Source organism: Frigoribacterium sp. AP1 (assembly GCF_056680555.1).
Window position 1 is genome coordinate 1,052,750 of record NZ_CM155288.1, and the last position, 21,295, is coordinate 1,074,044.

The window sequence follows — 21,295 nt, forward strand, 5'->3', positions numbered from 1 at the left end:
CGGCCGGCCGCGCACGCGGTCGGCCGGGCGACGTCAGGCTCGATCGGACTCGCCGTCGGTCACCTGGCGTGGAACGGCATCGGGCTCTGCGACGGGCACCTCGAGGCGTTCACGTTCGACCTGGACGCGCTTCGCGCGCCGGCTGGTGACGCGCTCGGCGATGATGGCGACGACGCAGCCGACGGCCCCGCCGATCGTCAGCCCCCAGAGCGAGATGTACCCGTAGGTCTGCGCCACGCCCTCGCCCGAGTCGAACGGGAAAAGCGAGGTGACGATCAGCGAGACGACGACCCCGAGCGCCGCGCCCATGATCAAGAAGACGGGGACCTTGGGTGCTCGGCGCACGGTGACCTCGTCACGTTCGACGATCGACTCGGCGGGGCGTTCGACGGAGGGCTCGACGACGGGCTCGGGTCGCTGCTGGTCGTCGGGTGCGTTCGTCACCCGCCCATCATCCCAGAGGCGGCTGAGCACCGCCGACGCCCGTCTCGACGTCGAGCATGGACCTTCGAGGAGGCGCGGGTCAGCCCCGCTGCCAGGCGATCGGCACGTAGCCGGTCAGGTCCGCCCTGCTGCCGGAGGCCGACACGAGTGCCCCGGCCCGCGCCTCCTGCCAGCTGAGGTCACCGGTGGCGAGTCGCACGAAGGTGGCGGCGTCGGTCTCGACGACGTTGGGCGGCGTGCCCCGGGTGTGGCTGAGGCCCTCGCGGAACTGCACGGCGCCGAACGGCGGCACGCGCACCTCGACCGTGGCCCCGGGTTCGCCGTCGGCGAGCACCTGCAGCAACCAGCGGACGGCCATGGCGGTCACCGGTCGCGGTGCGGTCTCGTCGGCGGCGAGCGCCGTCCGCACCTCGCCCACGGCGGCCGATCCCGCCGCGTCGTCGATCCGTGCCCTGGCCATGCGTCCACGCTACCCGCGCCTCCCCGTCCTGCACCGCGCCTCCCCGTCCCCGTCCCCGGCGCCTCCCGTCCTGCACCGCGCCTCCCCGTCCCCGGCCGGCGCGAGCACATCCCGACCACCCGGAGCCTCCCCGGCAGGGCCGAACCCGACCTCCGAGCCCCGACACGCCGCTCACCTTCGTCCCCCGGCGGCGTGGCGCCGGCCGACAGTCGCGAATTGCACACCCCCCGCCCCCGACTCGGCACCGCGGCACACCCTCGGTAGGCTGTGGCGCGTGCGAATCCTCGTCCTCGGTTCCGGTGCTCGCGAGCACGCCATCATCACCGCCCTGTTGCGCGAAGACGCGGGTCACGAGATCACCGCGGCCCCCGGCAACGCGGGCATCGCCGACCAGGTCGGCATCGTGCACCTCGACCCGTCGAACGGTGCCGTCGTCACCGAGTACGCCCTCGAGAACGACGTCGAGCTGGTCGTCGTCGGCCCCGAGGCGCCGCTGGTCGCCGGTGTCGCCGACGCCCTCCGCACCCGCGGCATCCCGGTCTTCGGGCCGGGCAAGAAGGCCGCGGCACTCGAGGGCAGCAAGACCTTCGCGAAACGCATCATGGACGAAGCCGGCGTGCCCACCGGGCGGGCCACGCGCGTGGGCACCCTCGACGAGGCCGTCGCGGTGCTCGACGATTTCGGCTCCCCCTACGTCGTCAAGGCCGACGGGCTGGCGGCCGGCAAGGGCGTCCTCGTCTCGGACGACCGCGACGCGGCGGTCGAGCACACCACCTACTGGTTGCAGCACGGGCCCGTCCTCGTCGAGGAGTTCCTCGAAGGTCCCGAGGTCTCGTTGTTCTTCCTCAGCGACGGTCACACGGTCGTGCCGCTCAGCCCCGCGCAGGACTACAAGCGCCTGCTCGACGGCGACGCCGGCCCCAACACCGGCGGAATGGGCGCCTACTCGCCGCTGCCCTGGCTGGCCGACCGCTTCGGCAGCGAGAAGGACTTCGTCGACGAGGTGCTCGACACCATCGCCACCCCGACGGTGCGACAGCTCGAGGCCGAGGGGACGCCGTTCATCGGCCTCCTCTACGCCGGTCTCATCCTCACCGAGACGGGCGTGCGGGTCATCGAGTTCAACGCCCGCTTCGGCGACCCCGAGACGCAGGTCGTCCTGCCCCGTCTGGTCACGCCGCTGAGCGGACTGTTGCTCGCCGCGGCGACCGGGTCGCTCGGCAACCACGAGTCGCCGCGCTTCTCGTCCGACGTCGCCGTGACGGTGGTCCTCGCCAGCGAGGGCTATCCCGAGGGCGCCGTCAGCGGTCGGCCGCTGCGCGGGCTCGACGACGCGACCGCCGTCGCCGGCGTCCACGTGGCCCACGCCGCGACCGCCCGTCTCGACGACCAGCTCATCGCCACGGGCGGGCGCGTGCTCAGCGTGGTGGCCCAGGGGTCCGACTTCACCGAGGCCCGGGGCCGGGTCTACGACGCCCTCTCGCGCATCGAGCTCGAGGGCGGCCAGTACCGTCACGACATCGCCGAGCGGGTCGCCCGATGACCGCCCCCGACGGCACCACGGCCCCGGCCGACGCGACCGCAGGAGGCGCGGCTCGACAGGCCACGCCCGTCACGCCGGGCGCTCCCCGCCATCTCGACGGCTGGACGCCCGCGTACTCGGGCAAGGTCCGCGACCTCTACGTCCCGGCGCCGGTGGCCGGTTCGGTCGGCGACGCCGCCACCCTCGCCGACACCGAGCACGTGCTGGTGGTGGCGAGCGACCGGGTCAGCGCCTTCGACCAGGTGCTCGAACCCGGCATCCCGGGCAAGGGCGCCCTGCTCACGCAGCTCAGCCTCTGGTGGTTCGCACAGCTCGCCACCGTGCCCAACCACCTCGTCGACCCGACCACCGCCTCCGTCTCGTTGCCCGCGCAGGTGCGGGACCGCGCGATGCTCGTCAAGCCGCTCGACATGTTCCCCGTCGAGTGCGTCGTGCGTGGGTACCTGGTCGGCAGCGGCTGGGCCGAGTACCGCGAGCACGGCACCGTCTGCGGCATCCCGCTTCCCGAGGGCCTGTCGAACGGCGACCGGCTGCCCGAGCCGATCTACACTCCGGCGTACAAGGCACCGCTCGGCGAGCACGACGAGAACATCTCGTTCGAGCGCACCGTCGAACTCGTCGGTGCCGAGACGGCGGCGGCCCTGCGCGACCGGTCGCTCGAGATCTACCGTCTGGCGTCCGACGTGGCCGAGGCCCGCGGGGTCATCCTCGCCGACACCAAGTTCGAGTTCGGCGCCGACCGGACCACGGGCGAGATCACCCTCGGCGACGAGGTGCTCACGAGCGACAGCAGCCGCTTCTGGGACGCCGAGGTCTACGCCTCGGGCAACCGCACCCAGAGCTTCGACAAGCAGATCGTCCGCGATTGGCTCTCCGCGCACTGGGACGGCACGGGCGAGGCTCCTGCCCTGCCTGACGACATCGTCGCCCGCACGGCCGCGCGCTACCGCGAGCTGATCGAGCGCCTCACCGCACGCTGAGCCCGGGCCCCGCGCCCTTCCCCGAGCACCACACCGCGTTTCGTGCAGCGCACCGCATCGAGATCCGGTGCTCTGCACGAAACGCGGTGCGCTGTCGGTCGGGAATGCCCGACACGGCCGGCCGGTTCCTGTCGGTGACGTGTCACCGACCGGGTGGCCACCCGACCCGACCAGACCGAGGGCACCCATGACCGACACCTCCGCGACCGACGCGACCCGCGCCTCCTCGTCCTCTCCAGCCGACGCGTCGGCGACGGGGCAGCGGGCACCGGGTGCACGCACCGCTGACCTGCTGGCCGCCGACACCGGCATGGGGGCGGTCACCCTCCGGGTCGCCGACCTCGACGCGATGACCGCGTACTACCGCGATGCCGTCACCCTGACGGTGCTGACCGCCGAGCCCGCCGCGGGGCGCGTGGTCCTCGGCCGAGGTGCGACCCCGATCGTCATCCTCGAGCACGCGCCCGAGCTGAAGCACGCCGGACCGCGCGAGGCCGGCCTCTTCCACACTGCGATCCTGTTCGAGACCGAGGCCGACCTCGCCGCCGCCGTCTACAGCGTCGCGACCCGTCACCCCGGCACGTTCACCGGCAGCGCCGACCACCTCGTCAGCAAGGCCTTCTACTTCACCGACCCCGAGGGCAACGGCATCGAGCTCTACTGGGACCGTCAGCGCTCCGAGTGGTCCTGGACCCACGGCCAGGTCGACATGGCGACCCTCGCGCTCGACCCGAACGCGTTCGTGCAGCAGAACGTCACCGAGGAGGCGCTGGCCGGCTCGGCATCCCGTCCCGCCACGGTCGGCCACGTGCACCTGAGCGTGGGCGACGTCGAGTCGGCCCACCGGTTCTACGTCCAGCAGCTCGGCTTCGAGACGACGACGCGTTTCGGGCCGCAGGCCCTGTTCGTCAGCGCGGGCGGCTACCACCACCACATGGCGATGAACACCTGGAACAGCGCCGGGGCCGGGCGTCGTCAGCTGGGCCTCGGCCTCGGCCTGGTGCGCATCGAGGTGCCGACGGCCGACGACCTGGGCGCCCTCGGCGAGCGCCTCGGCCACCACGGCGTCGCCACCCGCGACGACGGGCGGGTGCTGGGGTTCGACGATCCCTGGCTCAACCAGATCCAGGTGACCGTCCGACCGAGCTGACCACCGGCACCGCTAACGTCGAGGCATGCCTGCAGCCGAGTCCCCCACCTTCTCCACGACCCGCGAGGGCGAGCTCACGCTCGACGACCACGAGGCGATCGCGGCGATGCTCGCCCGGGCGTTCCCGAGCTACGACCACTGGTACGCCGGAGCCCGCAGCTGGGCGGGCATGCAGCCCGAGCTGCGGGTCGTCGCGCGTGAGGGCGACGTCGTGGTGGCGCACGCCGGCCTGCGTCGCCAGTTCGTCACCGTCGGCGACGCCGACCTGCTCGTCACCGCGGTCGGCATGGTCGCCGTCTCGCCGACCGTCCAAGGCACCGGCCTCGGCGGTGAACTGCTCCGTCGGGTCGACGCGGCACTGACGACGCTCGACAGCGGCTTCGGGGTGCTCGAGACCGGCGACGACGTGCAGGGCTTCTACCGCCGTGGCGGATGGCTGCCCCTCGACGGCCTCACGGCGCACTACACGGCGTTCAGCGGCGACGGCGCCGGCGTCCTCGTCACCCAGGACCACGGCTGGCTGCTCCGCGAGGGCACGCGCACCCTCGCCGACTGGCCCCAGGGCGAGCTGCACTGGAACGGACAGATGGTCTGACCCGGGCGGCACCCCGGCCGTGCGAACCTCGGAACGCCGAGGAGGCGCGGTGACCGACGAACGGTCACCGCGCCTCCTGCGGTCTGTCGCGACTTCCGGCTACGCCGGGACGCCGACCTCGGCCGGGTCCTCGTTCGAGCCGGGAGCCTCGGGCTCGACACCCTTGCGGACGCGCAGGCCCAGGGTGGGGTCGACGTTGGTCCAGTACTCGTAGACCCGCTCGCGCAGGGCGGGCTGGGTGACCTTCGACACGTGGCCCACGATGTTCTGCACCAGGCGGTCGCGCTCCTCGTCGTTCAGCACCTCGCGGACGAGCGTGCCGGCCTGGCCGAAGTCGTCGTCCTCGGGGTGCAGCGTCACGGACGAACGGACGAGTTCGCCGTCGCTCTCCCAGCCGCCGGTGTCACCCGCGGCCTGCGGGTCCGCCGCCGGGCCGCCGACCGAGTTCGGTGCGTAGACCGGAGCCGTCGCCTCGCTGAAGTGGTACCGCGCGGCTCCGTCCTTCGAGTACGAGTGCACCTCGGTCTTGGGCGTGTTCACCGGCAGCTGCTGGTGGTTGACGCCGATGCGGTAGCGGTGGGCGTCCGCGTAGCTGAAGATGCGAGCGAGCAGCATCTTGTCGGGGCTGGTCGCGATGCCGGGGACGAAGTTCGACGGAGCGAACGCGGCCTGCTCGATCTGCGCGAAGTAGTTCTCGGGGTTGCGGTTCAGCGTCATGGTGCCGACCTCGATGAGCGGGTAGTCCGCGTGCGGCCACACCTTCGTCAGGTCGAACGGGTTGAAGCGGTACGTGGCCGCCTCGTCGTAGGGCATGACCTGCACGGACAACGTCCAGGTCGGGAAGTCGCCGCGGTCGATCGCCTCGGAGAGGTCGCGGATGTGGAAGTCGGCGTCCTCGCCCGCGATGCGGTCGGCGTCGTCCTGCGTGAGGATCTTGTTGCCCTGGTTCGTCTTGAAGTGGTACTTGACCCAGAAGCGCTCGCCCTCGGCGTTGATCCACTGGTAGGTGTGCGAGCCGAAGCCGTCCATGTTGCGCCACGAGGCGGGGAGGCCCCGATCGCCCATCAGCCAGGTGACCTGGTGCGCCGACTCGGGCGACAGCGTCCAGAAGTCCCACTGCATGTCGTGGTCGCGCAGGTGCGAGCCGGGCAGGCGCTTCTGCGAGTGGATGAAGTCGGGGAACTTGATGCCGTCACGGATGAAGAAGACGGGCGTGTTGTTGCCGACGAGGTCGTAGTTGCCCTCGCTCGTGTAGAACTTCAGCGCGAAGCCGCGGGGGTCGCGCCACGTGTCGGGGCTGCCCTGCTCGCCGGCGACGGTCGAGAAACGGGCGAGCATCTCGGTCTCGACACCGGGCTGGAACAGCGCGGCGCGTGTGTAGCGCGAGACGTCGGCCGTCGTGACGAACGTGCCGAATGCTCCGCCGCCCTTGGCGTGGACGATGCGCTCGGGCACCTTCTCACGGTTGAAGTTGGCCAGCTTCTCGACCAGCTTGTGGTCGTGCAGGACGATCGGGCCGTCGGCGCCGACCGACTGCGAGAACTCGTCGCTGGCGGCGGGGGCGCCGTTGTCGGTGGTGGTGATCTTCTTGGCGTCGGTCATGTGTCCTCTTTCGTTCGTGGTTCGTCGTCGTGTGAGATCAGGGGGCGGGCGGGTCAGACCACGGGGACGGCCGCGTCGGTCGCGTCCGCGCGGTCGGACGAGGAGGCGCGGCTCGGCTCGTCGCCCTCCGCGCCGTCGGCCTCGGCCGCTCGACAGGCCGGGCACAGACCCCAGAAGGTCACCTCGGCGGTCTGCACGAGGTATCCGGAGTCGTGCGAGGGGGTGAGGCAGGGGGCGTGGCCGACGACGCAGTCGACGTCGGCGACCGAGCCGCACACGCCGCAGACCACGTGGTGGTGGTTGTCGCCCGTCCGCAACTCGTAGAGCGCTGCCGAGCCCGCGGGTTCGATGCGGCGCACCAGCCCGGCGCCGGTCAGCGCGTTGAGCACGCCGTACACCGCCTGGACCGACGTGCCGGGCAGTTCGAGGGCCACCCGGGCGAAGACCTGCTCGGCAGCCGCGTGCGGCGACGGCTCGAGGGCGCGCAACACGGCGAGCCGGGGCTCGGTCACGCGCAACCCGGCGGAGCGCAGGGCCTCGCGGGGGTCGTCGGTCAGGAGGGTCATGCGTCCAGTGAACCACTCTTTTGATCGGATCAAAACAATTCGGGCCAGCCTGGAGGATGTTGCCGGGTTCGGACGCGCCTTGTGGACAACCGCCCCGAGGCACCGTCGGGTCGCTAGCGTCGTCGACATGAGCACCGCCGCCACGACCTCGTCGTCGACCGCCCCCGTCGTCCCCCCGGGGCGCGACCTGGTGGTCGACCTCGCCCGCGTCTTCTGCGTCCTGCTGGTCGTCGCCATCCACGTGATGATGGTCGGGGTCGCCGTCGACGCGACGGGTGCCGTCGTCGCGAACCGACCCCTGCTAGAACAGTCGTGGTTCCCCCTCTCGACGTGGGCCGGGCAGATCATGCCGCTCTTCTTCGTGGTCGGCGGCTTCGCCAGCGCCACGGCCTGGGCCGGCGCGCGTCGCCGCGGTGCCGATGCCGGTGACTTCGTCCGGGGCCGCCTGCTGCGACTCGCCCGCCCGGCGAGCGCGGTCTTCGCCGTCCTCGCGATCGCCCTCGCCGTCGCGACCCTGCTCGGCGTCGATCCCGACCTGCTCGACGTCGTGGCGACCGGCGTGGGCTCGCCGTTCTGGTTCCTCGCCGCCTACGGCATCACGCAGGTGCTCGTGCCGGTCATGGCGCGGTTGCACGCCACCCGGCCCTGGGCGACCCTGTTCGTCCTGGTCGTCGCCGCCGTCCTGGTCGACTCGGTGCGGTACGGCACCGGCGTCACGGCCGTCGGCCTCCTCAACCTCGCCTTCGTGTGGCTGTTCGTGCAGCAGCTCGGCTTCGCCTACGCCGACGGGCTGTTCCGGAGGACTCCTCGGGTCGTCCTGCTCGTCGTCGCCGTCGTGGCCTACGCCGCACTGGTCCCGCTGACCGCGGCCGGGCCGTGGTCCGACGACATGTTGAGCAACCTCAACCCGCCGACGGTACCGCTCATGGTGCTCGGGGTGGCCCAGATCTGCGTCCTCTCGCTCGTGCACCCCGCCCTGTCCCGTCTCATGTCCACGTCGCCGGCCCGCGCCGTCGTCTTCGCGATCGGCAGCCGCGGCATGACGATCTACCTCTGGCACCTCCCGCTGCTGATCGCCTTGCTGGGCGTCCTCCTGGCCGTGGGCGGTCCTCTGCCCGAGCCCTCGACCGCCGCCTGGTGGTGGACCCGCCTGCCGATCTGGGCCCTCGTCATCGGGCTGACGTGCCTCGTGTCGCTGGCGACCGCGCGGTTCGAGCTGCCGCCGCGAGCGCTCCCCGAGGGCCGACGCCGCGCCTCCTGGTGGCTGATCGGCGTGGCGGCCGTCCTCGCCGTCGGCCCACCGTTCGACGTGATGCAAGAGGGCCTCGACCTGCGCAACGCGATCGCGGGGGCGATCTGCCTGCCCCTGGCGATCTGGCTGCTCGGTCGTTCACGGCCCGCCGTCGGCCCGGGGTCCGCACCGCAGTCCGCTCAGGCCGGTGCCGTCAGGCCGTCGGACGCGGCCCGCTGAGGGAGACGCCCGGCCGACGGGGGGTTCGGCCGGGCGTCCGGCGGTCTCGGGGCGGATCAGGAACCCGTCGACCGGAAGCGGAACAGAAGGCCCGATCACGAGGCCCGTGTCCTGTCCGCTGAGATCACTGTGCGGCCCGAATCCATGATCCCGCTGACAAGAGCCTCGCATTCCGCTGACGATCACCGCGACGGCCCCGTCCGTCCCGGACGACGGCACCACCAGGAGGCGCGCGCGGCTGCCGTAGACTCGTCGCGTCCACCCGTTGACGCCTCTGCAGGAGTAAACCAGTGCCCACAATCGTCGTCGAGGTCATGCCCAAGGCTGAACTGCTCGACCCCCAGGGCAAGGCCGTCGCCGGTGCCCTCTCCCGTCTCGGCAAGGGGGCGTTCACCGACGTCCGCATCGGCAAGCGGTTCGAGGTCACGGTCGAGGGCGAGGTGACCGACGCCGTCCTCGCCGACGTCCGCGAGCTCGCCGACGACATGTTCTCGAACTCGGTCATCGAAGACGTCGTCTCGATCACCGTCGCCGACGCTCCCGCCGCGCTCTGATGCGCGTCGGCGTCGTCACCTTCCCCGGCTCCCTCGACGACCGTGACGCGCAGCGCGCGGTCCGACTCGCGGGCGGCGAGCCCGTCGCGCTCTGGCACGGCGACCACGACCTGAAGGGCGTCGAGGCGATCATCCTGCCCGGCGGCTTCAGCTACGGGGACTACCTGCGTGCCGGGGCGATCGCGTCCTTCTCGCCCATCATGGCCGACGTCGTCGATGCCGCGAACGCGGGCATGCCCGTGCTCGGCATCTGCAACGGCTTCCAGATGCTCGCCGAGGCCCGCCTGATCCCGGGTGCGCACACCCGCAACGCGCACCAGCAGTTCATCCGCCGCGATCAGCGCCTCGTCGTCGAGAACGCCCGCACCGACTGGACGAACGGCTTCACCGAGGGGCAAGAGATCACCATCCCCCTCAAGAACGCCGACGGCCGCTTCATCGCCGACGCCGAGACCATCAAGCGCATCGAGGGCGAGGGGCAGGTCGCCTTCCGCTACGTCGGCGTCAACCCGAACGGGTCGATGGACGACATCGCCGGCGTCACCAATGCCCGGGGCAACGTCGTCGGCCTCATGCCGCACCCCGAGCACGCCGTCGAAGAGGGCTTCGGCCCCGACACCCCCGCCGCGATGTCGAGCGGCGTCGACGGCCTGACCTTCTTCACGTCCGTTCTCGAGAGGGCCCTCGCCAAGTGACCGACCAGACCGACCGCGCCCCGCACGACGCCGAGATGATCGACGTGCGTCCCGAGGGCCACGTGCCCGACACCGTGGCGAACGCCGCGGCGACGCCCGACCGCGAGCAGCCCTACGGAGCCCTGGGGCTCAAGGCCGACGAGTACGCGAAGATCCGCGAGATCCTCGGTCGTCGTCCGACCAGCGGCGAGCTCGCCATGTACTCGGTCATGTGGAGCGAGCACTGCTCGTACAAGTCGAGCAAGATCTACCTGCGCCAGTTCGGCCAGAAGGTCTCGCCCGCCATGAAGAAGAACCTCATGGTCGGCATGGGCGAGAACGCCGGCGTGGTCGACGTCGGGGGCGGCTGGGCCGTCACGTTCAAGGTCGAGTCGCACAACCACCCCAGCTACATCGAGCCGTTCCAGGGTGCCGCCACCGGCGTCGGCGGCATCGTCCGCGACATCATCTCGATGGGCGCCCGTCCCGTCGCGGTCATGGACCAGCTGCGCTTCGGCGACATCGACGCGCCCGACACGGCGCGCGTGGTCGACGGCGTCGTCGGCGGCATCAGCTTCTACGCCAACTGCCTCGGTCTGCCCAACATCGGTGGCGAGACCTACTTCGACGCGGTGTACCAGGGCAACCCCCTGGTCAACGCGTTGGCCGTGGGCGTCCTGCGCCACGAAGACCTCCACCTGGCCAACGCCCGGGGCGTCGGCAACAAGGTGGTCCTCTTCGGTGCCCGCACCGGTGGCGACGGCATCGGCGGCGCCTCCATCCTCGCCTCCGACACGTTCTCGTCCGGCGGGCCCACCAAACGTCCCGCCGTCCAGGTCGGCGACCCGTTCGCCGAGAAGGTGCTCATCGAGTGCTGCCTCGAGCTGTTCCGCGACGAGCTGGTCGAGGGCATCCAAGACCTCGGCGCGGCCGGCATCAGCTGTGCCACGTCCGAGCTCGCCTCGAACGGCGACGGCGGCATGTTCATCGAACTCGACAACGTCCTCCTGCGCGACCCGTCGCTCACGGCCGAAGAAATCCTGATGAGCGAGAGCCAGGAGCGCATGATGGCCGTCGTGCGTCCCGAGAAGCTCGACGCGTTCCTCGCCGTCGTGGCGAAGTGGGACGTCGAGACCAGCGTGCTCGGCGAGGTCACCGACACCGGCCGTCTCGTCATCAACTGGCACGGCGAAGAGATCGTCAACGTCGAGCCCCGCACGGTCGCCGTGGACGGCCCGGTGTACGAGCGCCCCGTCGCCTACCCGAGCTGGATCGACGCACTTCAGGCCGACAGCGCGTCGTCGCTGCCCCGCCCCACGGGCAACGCGGTGCTGCGCGAGCAGTTCCTCGAGCTGCTCGGCTCGCCCAACCTGGCCGACAAGAGCTGGGTCACCAACCAGTACGACACCTACGTGCTGGGCAACACCGCCCTCAGCTTCCCCGACGACGGGGGCATGATCCGCGTCGACGAAGAGACCGGTCTCGGCTTCGCGATCGCGACCGACGCCAACGGGCGCTACTGCCAGCTCGATCCCAAGCAGGGTGCGCGCCTCGCACTGGCCGAGGCGTACCGCAACGTCGCCGTGACTGGTGCCGTGCCCGCCGCGGTCACCGACTGCCTGAACTTCGGCAGCCCCGAAGATCCCGAGGTCATGTGGCAGTTCTCACAGGCCGTCGAGGGCCTGGCCGACGGGTGCCTCGAGCTCGAGATCCCGGTGACCGGTGGCAACGTGTCCTTCTACAACCAGACCGGCACGAGTCCCATCCACCCCACTCCCGTGGTGGGTGTCCTCGGCGTGATCGACGACGTCGCCAAGCGCATCCCGTCCGGCTGGCAGGACGAGGGCGACAACATCTACCTGCTCGGCACCACGGCGCTCGAGCTCGACGGGTCGGCCTGGGCCGGCGTCGTGCACGACCACCTCGGCGGCCGCCCGCCGACGGTCGACCTCGCGGCCGAGGCCCAGCTCGCGCAGCTGCTGCACGCCGGTGGCGACCAGTCGCTGATCGCGGCGGCCCACGACCTGAGCGACGGCGGCCTGGCGCAGGCGCTGGCCGAGGCCGTGCTGCGCTTCGGCGTCGGTGCCCGCGTATGGCTGGGCGAGGTGCTCGAGCGCGACGGCATCGACGTCGCCACGGCGCTCTTCAGCGAGTCGACCGGTCGCGTGATCGTCTCGGTGCCCCGCGAGGACGACGTCCGCTTCCGTGGCCTCTGCGAGGGCCGCGGCTACCCCGTGGCCCGCATCGGCGTGACCGACGGCGAGTCCGGGTCGCTCGAGGTGCAGGACGTCTTCACGGTGTCGATCGACGAGCTGCGCAGCACGCACCGCGGCACGCTGCCGGCCCGCTTCGGAGCCACGATCGGCGAGTAGCTTCTCTGCCTCCCCCGAACCGGGCGAGTCCGTCGGAGCCGGTCGTCATCGGACGCCCGTTGCCACCGGACTCGCCCGTTTCCCTGTGCAGCGCACGTCTCGTGGCGTCGGTCCGACGGCAGCGGACGGGCCGTCGGATCGCGCGGGCGGTACGCGCCGACGGATTGTCGAGACCAACCCGAGCCGGCAACGGCACCCTGTCTGCGCCGATCCCGACCTGCGACTGCGTCGTGTCCGTGCCGAACCCGACAGAGCACGACGCAGGAGGCGCCCCGAGCGCCTCGAGGACGGTGTGTCGTTCGCTCGTGGTCGCGAACTGCACACAAGGTGCACCATCGCCGCACCGACAGCGACCAAGGCCGGCGAAGCGCGGGTCCGTCGGCGGGCGAAACGCGGGTCCGTCCGCGGGCGAAACGCGGCCCTCGTTCGGCTAAGGCCAACACGCCGCCGGAGGCCGCCGGAGGCGGCCGGACGAGCACGAACAGCAATGCCCCCGGACCGAAAGTCAGGGGGCATGCATTGCTGGGGTACCTGGACTCGAACCAAGAACAACTGAACCAGAATCAGTCGTGTTGCCAATTACACCATACCCCAATGATGACGGCCGTAAGGTCTACATCACTGTCGGCCCATCACCTGGACCGACGTCTACTGTACAGCATCCGCCAGGTGTTCGAGGCCACCGATCAGGTCGCGGTTGATGACGGCGGCCACGCGGGCGCCGTCACCGGCGGCGACGATCAGTTGCTGAGGCCCGGGCGCCGTGCTCTCACCGGCCGCGTACAGCCCGGGCACCGAGGTCCGTCCGTGCCCGTCGACGACGAGCAACCCGTCGTCGTCCAGGTCGGCTCCCGTCGCGAAGACGTAGTCCAGCGCCGCCGACCACTCCGGGCGCACGAAGCCGCCGGCCCGAGGGACGACCGTGCCGTCCTCGAGCACGACCCCGCGCATGCCGTCGCGATCGCCGTCGATGCTCGTGACCCGGCGACGATCCACCGTGATGCCACGGGCTGCCAGCGCAGCCTCGTCCGCCGAGGTCACGACATCCGAGCCGTGCGTGAACACGATGAGGTCGTCGGTCCACTGCGAGAGCAACAACGCACGGTCGACGAGGTCGGAGTGCTCGCCGATCAGGGCGAGCGGCTGGTCACGCTTGTCGTATCCGTCACACTCGATGCAGCTGTGGATGTACGTGCCGTAGAAAGCCCGGAGCTGGGCGATCTCGGGTAGGGTCTCGCTCAACCCCGTCGTCACCAGCACGGCCCCCGCGACCGCGGACGACTGCTGCCCGCGGAACTCGCACGAGATCTCGAACCCGCCGTCGATCGGAGCCACGTTCGTCGCCAGCGTCTGTCGGTGCTCGGCCCCCTCGTAGCCCAGGAACTCGTCGCGCCCGAGCTTGCGCAGCTCGAGCGGCGAGATGCCGTCCCGCGTGAGGTACCCGTGCGAGAGCAACGTGGCGGAGTTGCGCGGCCGGTTGCTGTCGATGAGCAGGACGCGTCGACGGGCGCGGACGAGATTGAGCGCAGCACTCAGCCCCGCGGGCCCTCCCCCGATGACCGCGACGTCGTAGTGCTCGGTCATGAGCGCTCGGCGAGGGCGGCGAGTCGGGCGAGGGTCGACTCGCGGCCGAGAATCTCCATCGACTCGAACAGCGGCGGGCTCACCCGCCGCCCGGACAGCGCCACGCGCAGCGGCCCGTAGGCCACGCGGGGCTTGAGGCCCAGGTCGTCGACGAGAGCCGCCTTGAGGGCTGCTTGGATCGGCTCGTGCGTCCAGTCCGACACGCCCTCGAGGGCGGCCGAGGAGGCGCGCAGCACCTCGCCGGACCGCTCACCCAGCGAGGCCAGTGCGTCGTCTTCGTGGACGAGGTCGTCGTCGGCGACGAACAGGAACCCGAGCATGCCCCGAGCCTCGGACAGGAGGGTCATGCGCTCCTGGACGAGAGGCGCAGCCTGCGCCAGCACGGCACGCTCGGCGTCCGTCGGGGGCACGCTGACGATCCCGTCAAGGTAGGGCAGCAGTCGTTCCGTGAAGTCCTCGACCGGGAGGAGACGAATGTGGTCGCCGTTGATCGACTCGGCCTTCTTGACGTCGAACCGTGCCGGGTTCGGATTCACGTCGACGACGTCGAACGCCGTGACCATCTCGTCGATCGAGAACACGTCCCGATCGTGCGTCAACGACCACCCCAAGAGGGCGAGGTAGTTGACGAGGCCTTCGGGGATGAACCCCCGGTCGCGGTGGTGGAACAGGTTCGATTCGGGGTCGCGCTTCGAGAGCTTCTTGTTGCCGTCACCCATGACGTAGGGCAAGTGGCCGAACCGAGGGACGCAGGTCGTGATGCCCAGCTCGACCAGCGCCTCGTAGAGCGCGATCTGCCGCGGCGTCGACGAGAGGAGGTCTTCACCTCGCAGGACGTGCGTGATGCCCATGAGGGCGTCGTCCAGCGGGTTAACGAACGTGTAGAGAGGCACGCCGTTGGGTCGGACGACGACGAAGTCGCTGAAGGAGCCCGCTGGGAAGGTGATCTCACCGCGCACGAGGTCGTCGAAGCTGAGGTCGCGATCAGGCACGCGCAGGCGGAGAGCCGGCTGACGCCCTTCAGCCCGGAACGCGGCCCGCTGCTCGTCGCTGAGCTCTCGCTCGAAGTTGTCGTAGCCCTGTTTGGGGTCACGGCCGTTCGCGATGTTGCGCGCCTCGATCTCTTCGCCCGTGGCGAAGCTCTCGTAGAGCAGGCCACGCTCGAGAAGTTGATCGATGACGCCGCGATAGATGTCGTGGCGCTGTGACTGCCGGTACGGACCATGAGGCCCGCCGGCGTCGACTCCCTCGTCCCAATCGATCTTCAGCCAGCGCAGACCGTCGAGGATCTGCTCGTAGCTCTCCTCGCTGTCTCGGGCAGCGTCGGTGTCTTCGATGCGGAACACGAGCTTGCCGCCTGTGTGCCGGGCGTACGCCCAGTTGAAGAGGGCGGTGCGGATGAGGCCGACATGCGGCGTTCCGGTGGGAGAGGGGCAGAACCGCACGCGCACGTCGGCGCCGGTGGCGGTGGAGAAGGGAGCAGACATCGGTGTCGATCTTACCGGGGTCGTCCAGCTGGTCAGCGTTAAACGCAGAAAGGCCCCTTCCGAAGAAGGGGCCTTTCTGGTGTTGCATGTGCTCTTCGCACTAAAAGGAGTCCGGCGGTGTCCTACTCTCCCACAAGGTCCCCCTTGCAGTACCATCGGCGCTGAGAGTCTTAGCTTCCGGGTTCGGAATGTGACCGGGCGTTTCCCTCTCGCTATGGCCGCCGAAACATTTACCACACACCATTACTGGTGGTGAAGTCTGTCTCAGACCATGCACCCCATCCGTGATAGATGCGGCGACTTGTCTGTTGAGTTATGTTCCCGACCGTATTTCGGGAACCACATAGTGGACGCAAGCAGCTTTCCCCCACCTCTACAGGGAGGGAGTGTTGTCAAGTTATCGGCTTATTAGTACCGGTCAGCTCCATGGGTCGTTAGTCCCCACTTCCACATCCGGCCTATCAACCCAGTAGTCTAGCTGGGAGCCTCTCACCCCTAAGGGTATGGAAATCTCATCTCGAAGCCGGCTTCCCGCTTAGATGCTTTCAGCGGTTATCCGTTCCGAACGTAGCTAATCAGCGGTGCCCTTGGCAGGACAACTGACACACCAGAGGTTCGTCCATCCCGGTCCTCTCGTACTAGGGATAGATCTTCTCAAATTTCCTACGCGCGCAGCGGATAGGGACCGAACTGTCTCACGACGTTCTAAACCCAGCTCGCGTACCGCTTTAATGGGCGAACAGCCCAACCCTTGGGACCTACTCCAGCCCCAGGATGCGACGAGCCGACATCGAGGTGCCAAACCATGCCGTCGATATGGACTCTTGGGCAAGATCAGCCTGTTATCCCCGAGGTACCTTTTATCCGTTGAGCGACAGCGCTTCCACAAGCCACTGCCGGATCACTAGTCCCGACTTTCGTCCCTGCTCGACTTGTCAGTCTCACAGTCAAGCTCCCTTGTGCACTTACACTCGACACCTGATTGCCAACCAGGTTGAGGGAACCTTTGGGCGCCTCCGTTACTTTTTGGGAGGCAACCGCCCCAGTTAAACTACCCACCAGGCACTGTCCCAGAACCGGATCACGGTTCGTAGTTAGATATCCAAAGTGACCAGAGTGGTATTTCAACAATGACTCCACCTGAACTAGCGTCCAAGCTTCACAGTCTCCCACCTATCCTACACAAGCCACTCCGAACACCAATACCAAGCTGTAGTAAAGGTCACGGGGTCTTTCCGTCCTGCTGCGCGTAACGAGCATCTTTACTCGTAGTGCAATTTCGCCGAGTTCGCGGTTGAGACAGCTGGGAAGTCGTTACGCCATTCGTGCAGGTCGGAACTTACCCGACAAGGAATTTCGCTACCTTAGGATGGTTATAGTTACCACCGCCGTTTACTGGGGCTTAAATTCTCAGCTTCGCTTGCGCTAACCGTTCCTCTTAACCTTCCAGCACCGGGCAGGCGTCAGTCCGTATACATCGTCTTGCGACTTGGCACGGACCTGTGTTTTTAGTAAACAGTCGCTTCCCACTGGTCTCTGCGGCCTTTCCCGCTCCGGGAGTAAATCCCATCACGGTTCCGGCCCCCCTTCTCCCGAAGTTACGGGGGCATTTTGCCGAGTTCCTTAACCACGATTCTCTCGATCTCCTTGGTATTCTCTACCTGACCACCTGAGTCGGTTTGGGGTACGGGCGGCTTGAACCTCACGTCGATGCTTTTCTCGGCAGCATAGGATCACTGATTTCCCCCAATCGGGGTACGCATCGGATCTCAGGCGCATTGACGACGGATTTGCCTATCGTCAGCCCTACATCCTTACACCAGGTTCACCTTACGGATACCATCGCCTGGCTCAGCTACCTTCCTGCGTCACACCTGTTAATACGTTAACCGCACCAGCATGGGGTCGAGCGTTAGACCGGCCGGCATCACCCCGAAGGGATCCACTCAGCCGGGTTAGGACTCTTAGCACCACTGGATTAGCTTGGGCGGTTCTTCGCCGGTACGGGAATATCAACCCGTTGTCCATCGACTACGCCTGTCGGCCTCGCCTTAGGTCCCGACTTACCCAGGGCGGATTAACCTGGCCCTGGAACCCTTGGTCTTTCGGAGGACGGGTTTCTCACCCGTCTTTCGCTACTCATGCCTGCATTCTCACTCGTGTGGCCTCCACGGCTGGTTTACACCGCCGCTTCACTGGCCACACGACGCTCTCCTACCACTCCGTACGACTGAACCACGAAGGCTTGTCTATAATACGAAATCTACAACTTCGGTGGTGTGCTTGAGCCCCGTTACATTGTCGGCGCGGAATCACTTGACCAGTGAGCTATTACGCACTCTTTCAAGGGTGGCTGCTTCTAAGCCAACCTCCTGGTTGTCTATGCAACTCCACATCCTTTCCCACTTAGCACACGCTTAGGGACCTTAGTTGGTAGTCTGGGTTGTTTCCCTCTCGACGATGAAGCTTATCCCCCACCGTCTCACTGCTGCGCTCTCACTTACCGGCATTCGGAGTTTGGCTGACGTCAGTAAGCTTTTGGGCCCCATCGGCCATCCAGTAGCTCTACCTCCGGCAAGAAACACGCAACGCTGCACCTAAATGCATTTCGGAGAGAACCAGCTATCACGAAGTTTGATTGGCCTTTCACCCCTATCCACAGCTCATCCCCTCAGTTTTCAACCTAAGTGGGTTCGGTCCTCCACGACGTCTTACCGTCGCTTCAACCTGGCCATGGATAGATCACTTCGCTTCGGGTCTAGGACATGCGACTGGATCGCCCTATTAAGACTCGCTTTCGCTACGGCTACCCCACACGGGTTAACCTCGCCACATATCGCTAACTCGCAGGCTCATTCTTCAAAAGGCACGCTGTCACCCCTACAAGGAGGCTCCAACGGTTTGTAAGCAAACGGTTTCAGGTACTATTTCACTCCCCTCCCGGGGTACTTTTCACCTTTCCCTCACGGTACTTGTCCGCTATCGGTCATCTGGGAGTATTTAGGCTTATCAGGTGGTCCTGACAGATTCACACGGGATTTCTCGGGCCCCGAGCTACTTGGGATCCCCATTCAGCCAGCGCCAGCATTTCGGCTACGGGGTTCGCACCCTCTATGACCAGCCATTCAAAGCTGTTCGCCTATACTGCGCTGTAACTGTCCCTGTCCGGCAGAACAGGACAACGGGTCCCACAACCCCGACCATGCAACGACCGCCGTCTATCACACATGACCGGTTTAGCCTCTTCCGATTTCGCTCGCCACTACTGACGGAATCACTGTTGTTTTCTCTTCCTGTGGGTACTGAGATGTTTCACTTCCCCACGTTCCCTCTACCCGCCCTATATATTCAGGCGGGAGTCACCAGACATAACGCCTGGCGGGGTTTCCCCATTCGGAAATCCTCGGATCAGGGCTCGATTATCAGCTCCCCGAGGCTTATCGCAGATTTCTACGTCCTTCTTCGGCTCCAGATGCCAAGGCATCCACCGTTTGCTCTTAGAAACTTGACCACAAAGTTGCTGCCAGCCAAAGACTGACAGCTCAGTGTTATCTCATTCGCCAACCACACCCCAAAGGGCGGATTGGTCTAAGAAATTGCACTTAGTATCACAAACAACAACCAACCCGAAGGCCAGCCCTGCTTGCGACTAAGATGCTCGCGTCCACTGTGTAGTTCTCAAAATACGGGCGGCACCATGAACACCCTGCAAGTGATGCAGAACCTTCATGGCCCAGAGGAAAAACAACCACACCAAAGCGTGGATGTTTGGTCCCTCAGGACCCAACAGCGTGCAAGCCCCCCACCCCAGAACACCCTCACCTTCCAGACACCCAAAAGGTGCCGTACTAGCGCTGATGCTCTTCGTGAAGAGCCATTGTCAATGTTCCACCCATGAGCGCCGGCCGAAGACATTCGCTTCGAAACCGACTTGACCCGTTGACCCCCGTGTATACCGCGGGGCGAGTACATGCTCCTTAGAAAGGAGGTGATCCAGCCGCACCTTCCGGTACGGCTACCTTGTTACGACTTAGTCCTAATCACCGATCCCACCTTCGACAGCTCCATCCACAAGGGTTAGGCCACTGGCTTCGGGTGTTACCGACTTTCATGACTTGACGGGCGGTGTGTACAAGGCCCGGGAACGTATTCACCGCAGCGTTGCTGATCTGCGATTACTAGCGACTCCGACTTCATGAGGTCGAGTTGCAGACCTCAATCCGAACTGAGACCGGCTTTTTGGGATTCGCTCCACCTTACGGTATCGCAGCCCTTTGTACCGGCCATTGTAGCATGCGTGAAGCCCAAGACATAAGGGGCATGATGATTTGACGTCATCCCCACCTTCCTCCGAGTTGACCCCGGCAGTCTCCTATGAGTTCCCACCATAACGTGCTGGCAACATAGAACGAGGGTTGCGCTCGTTGCGGGACTTAACCCAACATCTCACGACACGAGCTGACGACAACCATGCACCACCTGTATACCGACCTTGCGGGGCGACCATCTCTGGACGTTTCCGGTATATGTCAAGCCTTGGTAAGGTTCTTCGCGTTGCATCGAATTAATCCGCATGCTCCGCCGCTTGTGCGGGCCCCCGTCAATTCCTTTGAGTTTTAGCCTTGCGGCCGTACTCCCCAGGCGGGGAACTTAATGCGTTAGCTGCGACACGGAGACCGTGGAATGGCCCCCACATCTAGTTCCCAACGTTTACGGCATGGACTACCAGGGTATCTAATCCTGTTCGCTCCCCATGCTTTCGCTCCTCAGCGTCAGTTACGGCCCAGAGATCTGCCTTCGCCATCGGTGTTCCTCCTGATATCTGCGCATTCCACCGCTACACCAGGAATTCCAATCTCCCCTACCGCACTCTAGTCTGCCCGTACCCACTGCAGGCTGGGGGTTGAGCCCCCAGATTTCACAGCAGACGCGACAAACCGCCTACGAGCTCTTTACGCCCAATAATTCCGGACAACGCTTGCACCCTACGTATTACCGCGGCTGCTGGCACGTAGTTAGCCGGTGCTTTTTCTGCAGGTACCGTCACTTTCGCTTCTTCCCTACTAAAAGAGGTTTACAACCCGAAGGCCGTCATCCCTCACGCGGCGTTGCTGCATCAGGCTTTCGCCCATTGTGCAATATTCCCCACTGCTGCCTCCCGTAGGAGTCTGGGCCGTGTCTCAGTCCCAGTGTGGCCGGTCACCCTCTCAGGCCGGCTACCCGTCGTCGCCTTGGTGAGCCATTACCTCACCAACTAGCTGATAGGCCGCGAGTCCATCCTTGACCAAAATTCTTTCCAACTCCTAGCCATGCGGCTGAAGCTCGTATCCGGTATTAGACGCCATTTCTAGCGCTTATCCCAGAGTCAAGGGCAGGTTACTCACGTGTTACTCACCCGTTCGCCACTAATCCCTGGAGCAAGCTCCAGTTCATCGTTCGACTTGCATGTGTTAAGCACGCCGCCAGCGTTCGTCCTGAGCCAGGATCAAACTCTCCGTAAAAGAAAAAACAGCACAACCGGAATAGGCCATGACTGCTGAATTTGATGCTGACTAAAGAACAAAACAATCTGACGATTGTTGTTGTCCATCAATCTCAAAGAAACCTAAACACCACTCACAACCCCATCAAAGATGAGGCCATAAGCAATGCCAGGGTATAATTTGGCATTTGACAATGTGCACGCTGTTGAGTTCTCAAGGACCAAACGCACCCGAGTCCCGGCCGGAAAGACCTTCGCTCGAAGCAGCTGTGGAACCATACCATCCCGATGGACCAAGCCGAAACGACTCGATTTCCGATCCCCACCACGT

At 66.4% G+C, this 21,295-nt stretch carries 14 protein-coding genes, 1 tRNA gene and 3 rRNA genes; 8 read left to right on the forward strand and 10 right to left on the reverse strand.

The genetic code is table 11. From position 1 onward, the window contains the following. Positions 1-33 precede the first annotated feature (33 nt). Both AC1MBW_RS05025 and AC1MBW_RS05030 read right to left on the reverse strand, forming a co-directional pair. Positions 34-444 (reverse strand): hypothetical protein, encoded by a 411-nt coding sequence (locus AC1MBW_RS05025; RefSeq protein WP_480025672.1) that lies wholly within the window; start codon positions 442-444, stop codon positions 34-36. A 79-nt stretch (positions 445-523) separates the two neighbouring features. Continuing rightward, entirely contained in the window at positions 524-904 is a 381-nt protein-coding gene (locus AC1MBW_RS05030) for a sterol carrier family protein (RefSeq protein WP_480025673.1), read from the reverse strand. A 274-nt stretch (positions 905-1,178) separates the two neighbouring features. Here AC1MBW_RS05030 and purD point away from each other — a divergent pair, with 274 nt between their 5' ends. The 4 genes from purD to AC1MBW_RS05050 all read left to right on the forward strand — a co-directional run bounded on the left by purD (position 1,179) and on the right by AC1MBW_RS05050 (position 5,172). Continuing rightward, positions 1,179-2,447, forward strand: a complete 1,269-nt coding sequence (gene purD, locus AC1MBW_RS05035) for a phosphoribosylamine--glycine ligase (protein WP_480025674.1) — start codon at positions 1,179-1,181, stop codon at positions 2,445-2,447. Beyond that, positions 2,444-3,427: a phosphoribosylaminoimidazolesuccinocarboxamide synthase gene (locus AC1MBW_RS05040; protein WP_480025675.1), complete on the forward strand. Its 984-nt coding sequence runs from the start codon at positions 2,444-2,446 to the stop codon at positions 3,425-3,427. Before purD ends, AC1MBW_RS05040 begins: the two co-directional genes overlap by 4 nt. A gap of 310 nt (positions 3,428-3,737) precedes the next feature. Then, complete coding sequence (locus AC1MBW_RS05045) at positions 3,738-4,577, forward strand: VOC family protein (protein WP_054144905.1); 840 nt, start codon at positions 3,738-3,740, stop codon at positions 4,575-4,577. Positions 4,578-4,602: 25 nt separating this feature from the next. Then, positions 4,603-5,172 (forward strand): GNAT family N-acetyltransferase, encoded by a 570-nt coding sequence (locus AC1MBW_RS05050; RefSeq protein WP_054144897.1) that lies wholly within the window; start codon positions 4,603-4,605, stop codon positions 5,170-5,172. Positions 5,173-5,271: 99 nt separating this feature from the next. Here the strand turns inward: AC1MBW_RS05050 and AC1MBW_RS05055 are convergent, their stop codons facing one another. Both AC1MBW_RS05055 and AC1MBW_RS05060 read right to left on the reverse strand, forming a co-directional pair. Then, complete coding sequence (locus tag AC1MBW_RS05055; protein ID WP_054144898.1) at positions 5,272-6,774, reverse strand: catalase; 1,503 nt, start codon at positions 6,772-6,774, stop codon at positions 5,272-5,274. Between the two features lie 53 nt (positions 6,775-6,827). Continuing rightward, positions 6,828-7,340: a Fur family transcriptional regulator gene (locus AC1MBW_RS05060; RefSeq protein WP_480025676.1), complete on the reverse strand. Its 513-nt coding sequence runs from the start codon at positions 7,338-7,340 to the stop codon at positions 6,828-6,830. 127 nt (positions 7,341-7,467) lie between these two features. On the opposite strand from AC1MBW_RS05060, the gene AC1MBW_RS05065 reads away from it, so the two are divergent. The 4 genes from AC1MBW_RS05065 to purL all read left to right on the forward strand — a co-directional run bounded on the left by AC1MBW_RS05065 (position 7,468) and on the right by purL (position 12,411). Beyond that, positions 7,468-8,811 (forward strand): acyltransferase family protein, encoded by a 1,344-nt coding sequence (locus AC1MBW_RS05065; protein ID WP_480025677.1) that lies wholly within the window; start codon positions 7,468-7,470, stop codon positions 8,809-8,811. A 290-nt stretch (positions 8,812-9,101) separates the two neighbouring features. After that, on the forward strand, positions 9,102-9,365 hold the full coding sequence (purS, locus tag AC1MBW_RS05070) for a phosphoribosylformylglycinamidine synthase subunit PurS (protein WP_043597439.1): 264 nt from the start codon (positions 9,102-9,104) through the stop codon (positions 9,363-9,365). After that, entirely contained in the window at positions 9,365-10,060 is a 696-nt protein-coding gene (gene purQ, locus AC1MBW_RS05075; RefSeq protein ID WP_054144901.1) for a phosphoribosylformylglycinamidine synthase subunit PurQ, read from the forward strand. The genes purS and purQ overlap by 1 nt, the downstream gene beginning before the upstream one ends. A 35-nt stretch (positions 10,061-10,095) precedes the next feature. Then, on the forward strand, positions 10,096-12,411 hold the full coding sequence (gene purL, locus AC1MBW_RS05080) for a phosphoribosylformylglycinamidine synthase subunit PurL (protein WP_480026076.1): 2,316 nt from the start codon (positions 10,096-10,098) through the stop codon (positions 12,409-12,411). A 522-nt stretch (positions 12,412-12,933) separates the two neighbouring features. Here the strand turns inward: purL and AC1MBW_RS05085 are convergent. The 6 genes from AC1MBW_RS05085 to AC1MBW_RS05110 form a co-directional block, all read right to left on the reverse strand. Next, positions 12,934-13,005 (reverse strand) — tRNA-Gln (locus AC1MBW_RS05085). 54 nt (positions 13,006-13,059) lie between these two features. Beyond that, positions 13,060-13,995: an NAD(P)/FAD-dependent oxidoreductase gene (locus AC1MBW_RS05090; RefSeq protein ID WP_480025678.1), complete on the reverse strand. Its 936-nt coding sequence runs from the start codon at positions 13,993-13,995 to the stop codon at positions 13,060-13,062. After that, complete coding sequence (gltX, locus tag AC1MBW_RS05095; RefSeq protein ID WP_054144903.1) at positions 13,992-15,482, reverse strand: glutamate--tRNA ligase; 1,491 nt, start codon at positions 15,480-15,482, stop codon at positions 13,992-13,994. The genes AC1MBW_RS05090 and gltX overlap by 4 nt, the downstream gene beginning before the upstream one ends. A gap of 109 nt (positions 15,483-15,591) precedes the next feature. Then, positions 15,592-15,708: ribosomal RNA gene (gene rrf / locus AC1MBW_RS05100) — 5S ribosomal RNA — on the reverse strand. Between the two features lie 162 nt (positions 15,709-15,870). Continuing rightward, positions 15,871-18,993: ribosomal RNA gene (locus tag AC1MBW_RS05105) — 23S ribosomal RNA — on the reverse strand. Between the two features lie 470 nt (positions 18,994-19,463). Then, a 16S ribosomal RNA gene (locus tag AC1MBW_RS05110) occupies positions 19,464-20,983 on the reverse strand. Together the 16S, 23S and 5S rRNA genes form the textbook arrangement of a ribosomal RNA operon. Between the last annotated feature and the right edge of the window lie 312 nt (positions 20,984-21,295).

What these genes read in the sequence shown, in the direction of transcription:
- AC1MBW_RS05045 (WP_054144905.1), top strand. Translation starts at nt 3,738, where the DNA reads ATGGGGGCGGTCACCCTCCGGGTCGCCGACCTCGACGCGATGACCGCG.
- AC1MBW_RS05040 (WP_480025675.1), top strand. Translation starts at nt 2,444, where the DNA reads ATGACCGCCCCCGACGGCACCACGGCCCCGGCCGACGCGACCGCAGGA.
- AC1MBW_RS05065 (WP_480025677.1), top strand. Translation starts at nt 7,468, where the DNA reads ATGAGCACCGCCGCCACGACCTCGTCGTCGACCGCCCCCGTCGTCCCC.
- AC1MBW_RS05050 (WP_054144897.1), top strand. Translation starts at nt 4,603, where the DNA reads ATGCCTGCAGCCGAGTCCCCCACCTTCTCCACGACCCGCGAGGGCGAG.
- AC1MBW_RS05030 (WP_480025673.1), bottom strand. Translation starts at nt 904, where the DNA reads ATGGCCAGGGCACGGATCGACGACGCGGCGGGATCGGCCGCCGTGGGC.
- purQ (WP_054144901.1), top strand. Translation starts at nt 9,365, where the DNA reads ATGCGCGTCGGCGTCGTCACCTTCCCCGGCTCCCTCGACGACCGTGAC.
- purL (WP_480026076.1), top strand. Translation starts at nt 10,096, where the DNA reads ATGATCGACGTGCGTCCCGAGGGCCACGTGCCCGACACCGTGGCGAAC.
- AC1MBW_RS05090 (WP_480025678.1), bottom strand. Translation starts at nt 13,995, where the DNA reads ATGACCGAGCACTACGACGTCGCGGTCATCGGGGGAGGGCCCGCGGGG.
- AC1MBW_RS05055 (WP_054144898.1), bottom strand. Translation starts at nt 6,774, where the DNA reads ATGACCGACGCCAAGAAGATCACCACCACCGACAACGGCGCCCCCGCC.
- gltX (WP_054144903.1), bottom strand. Translation starts at nt 15,482, where the DNA reads ATGTCTGCTCCCTTCTCCACCGCCACCGGCGCCGACGTGCGCGTGCGG.
- AC1MBW_RS05060 (WP_480025676.1), bottom strand. Translation starts at nt 7,340, where the DNA reads ATGACCCTCCTGACCGACGACCCCCGCGAGGCCCTGCGCTCCGCCGGG.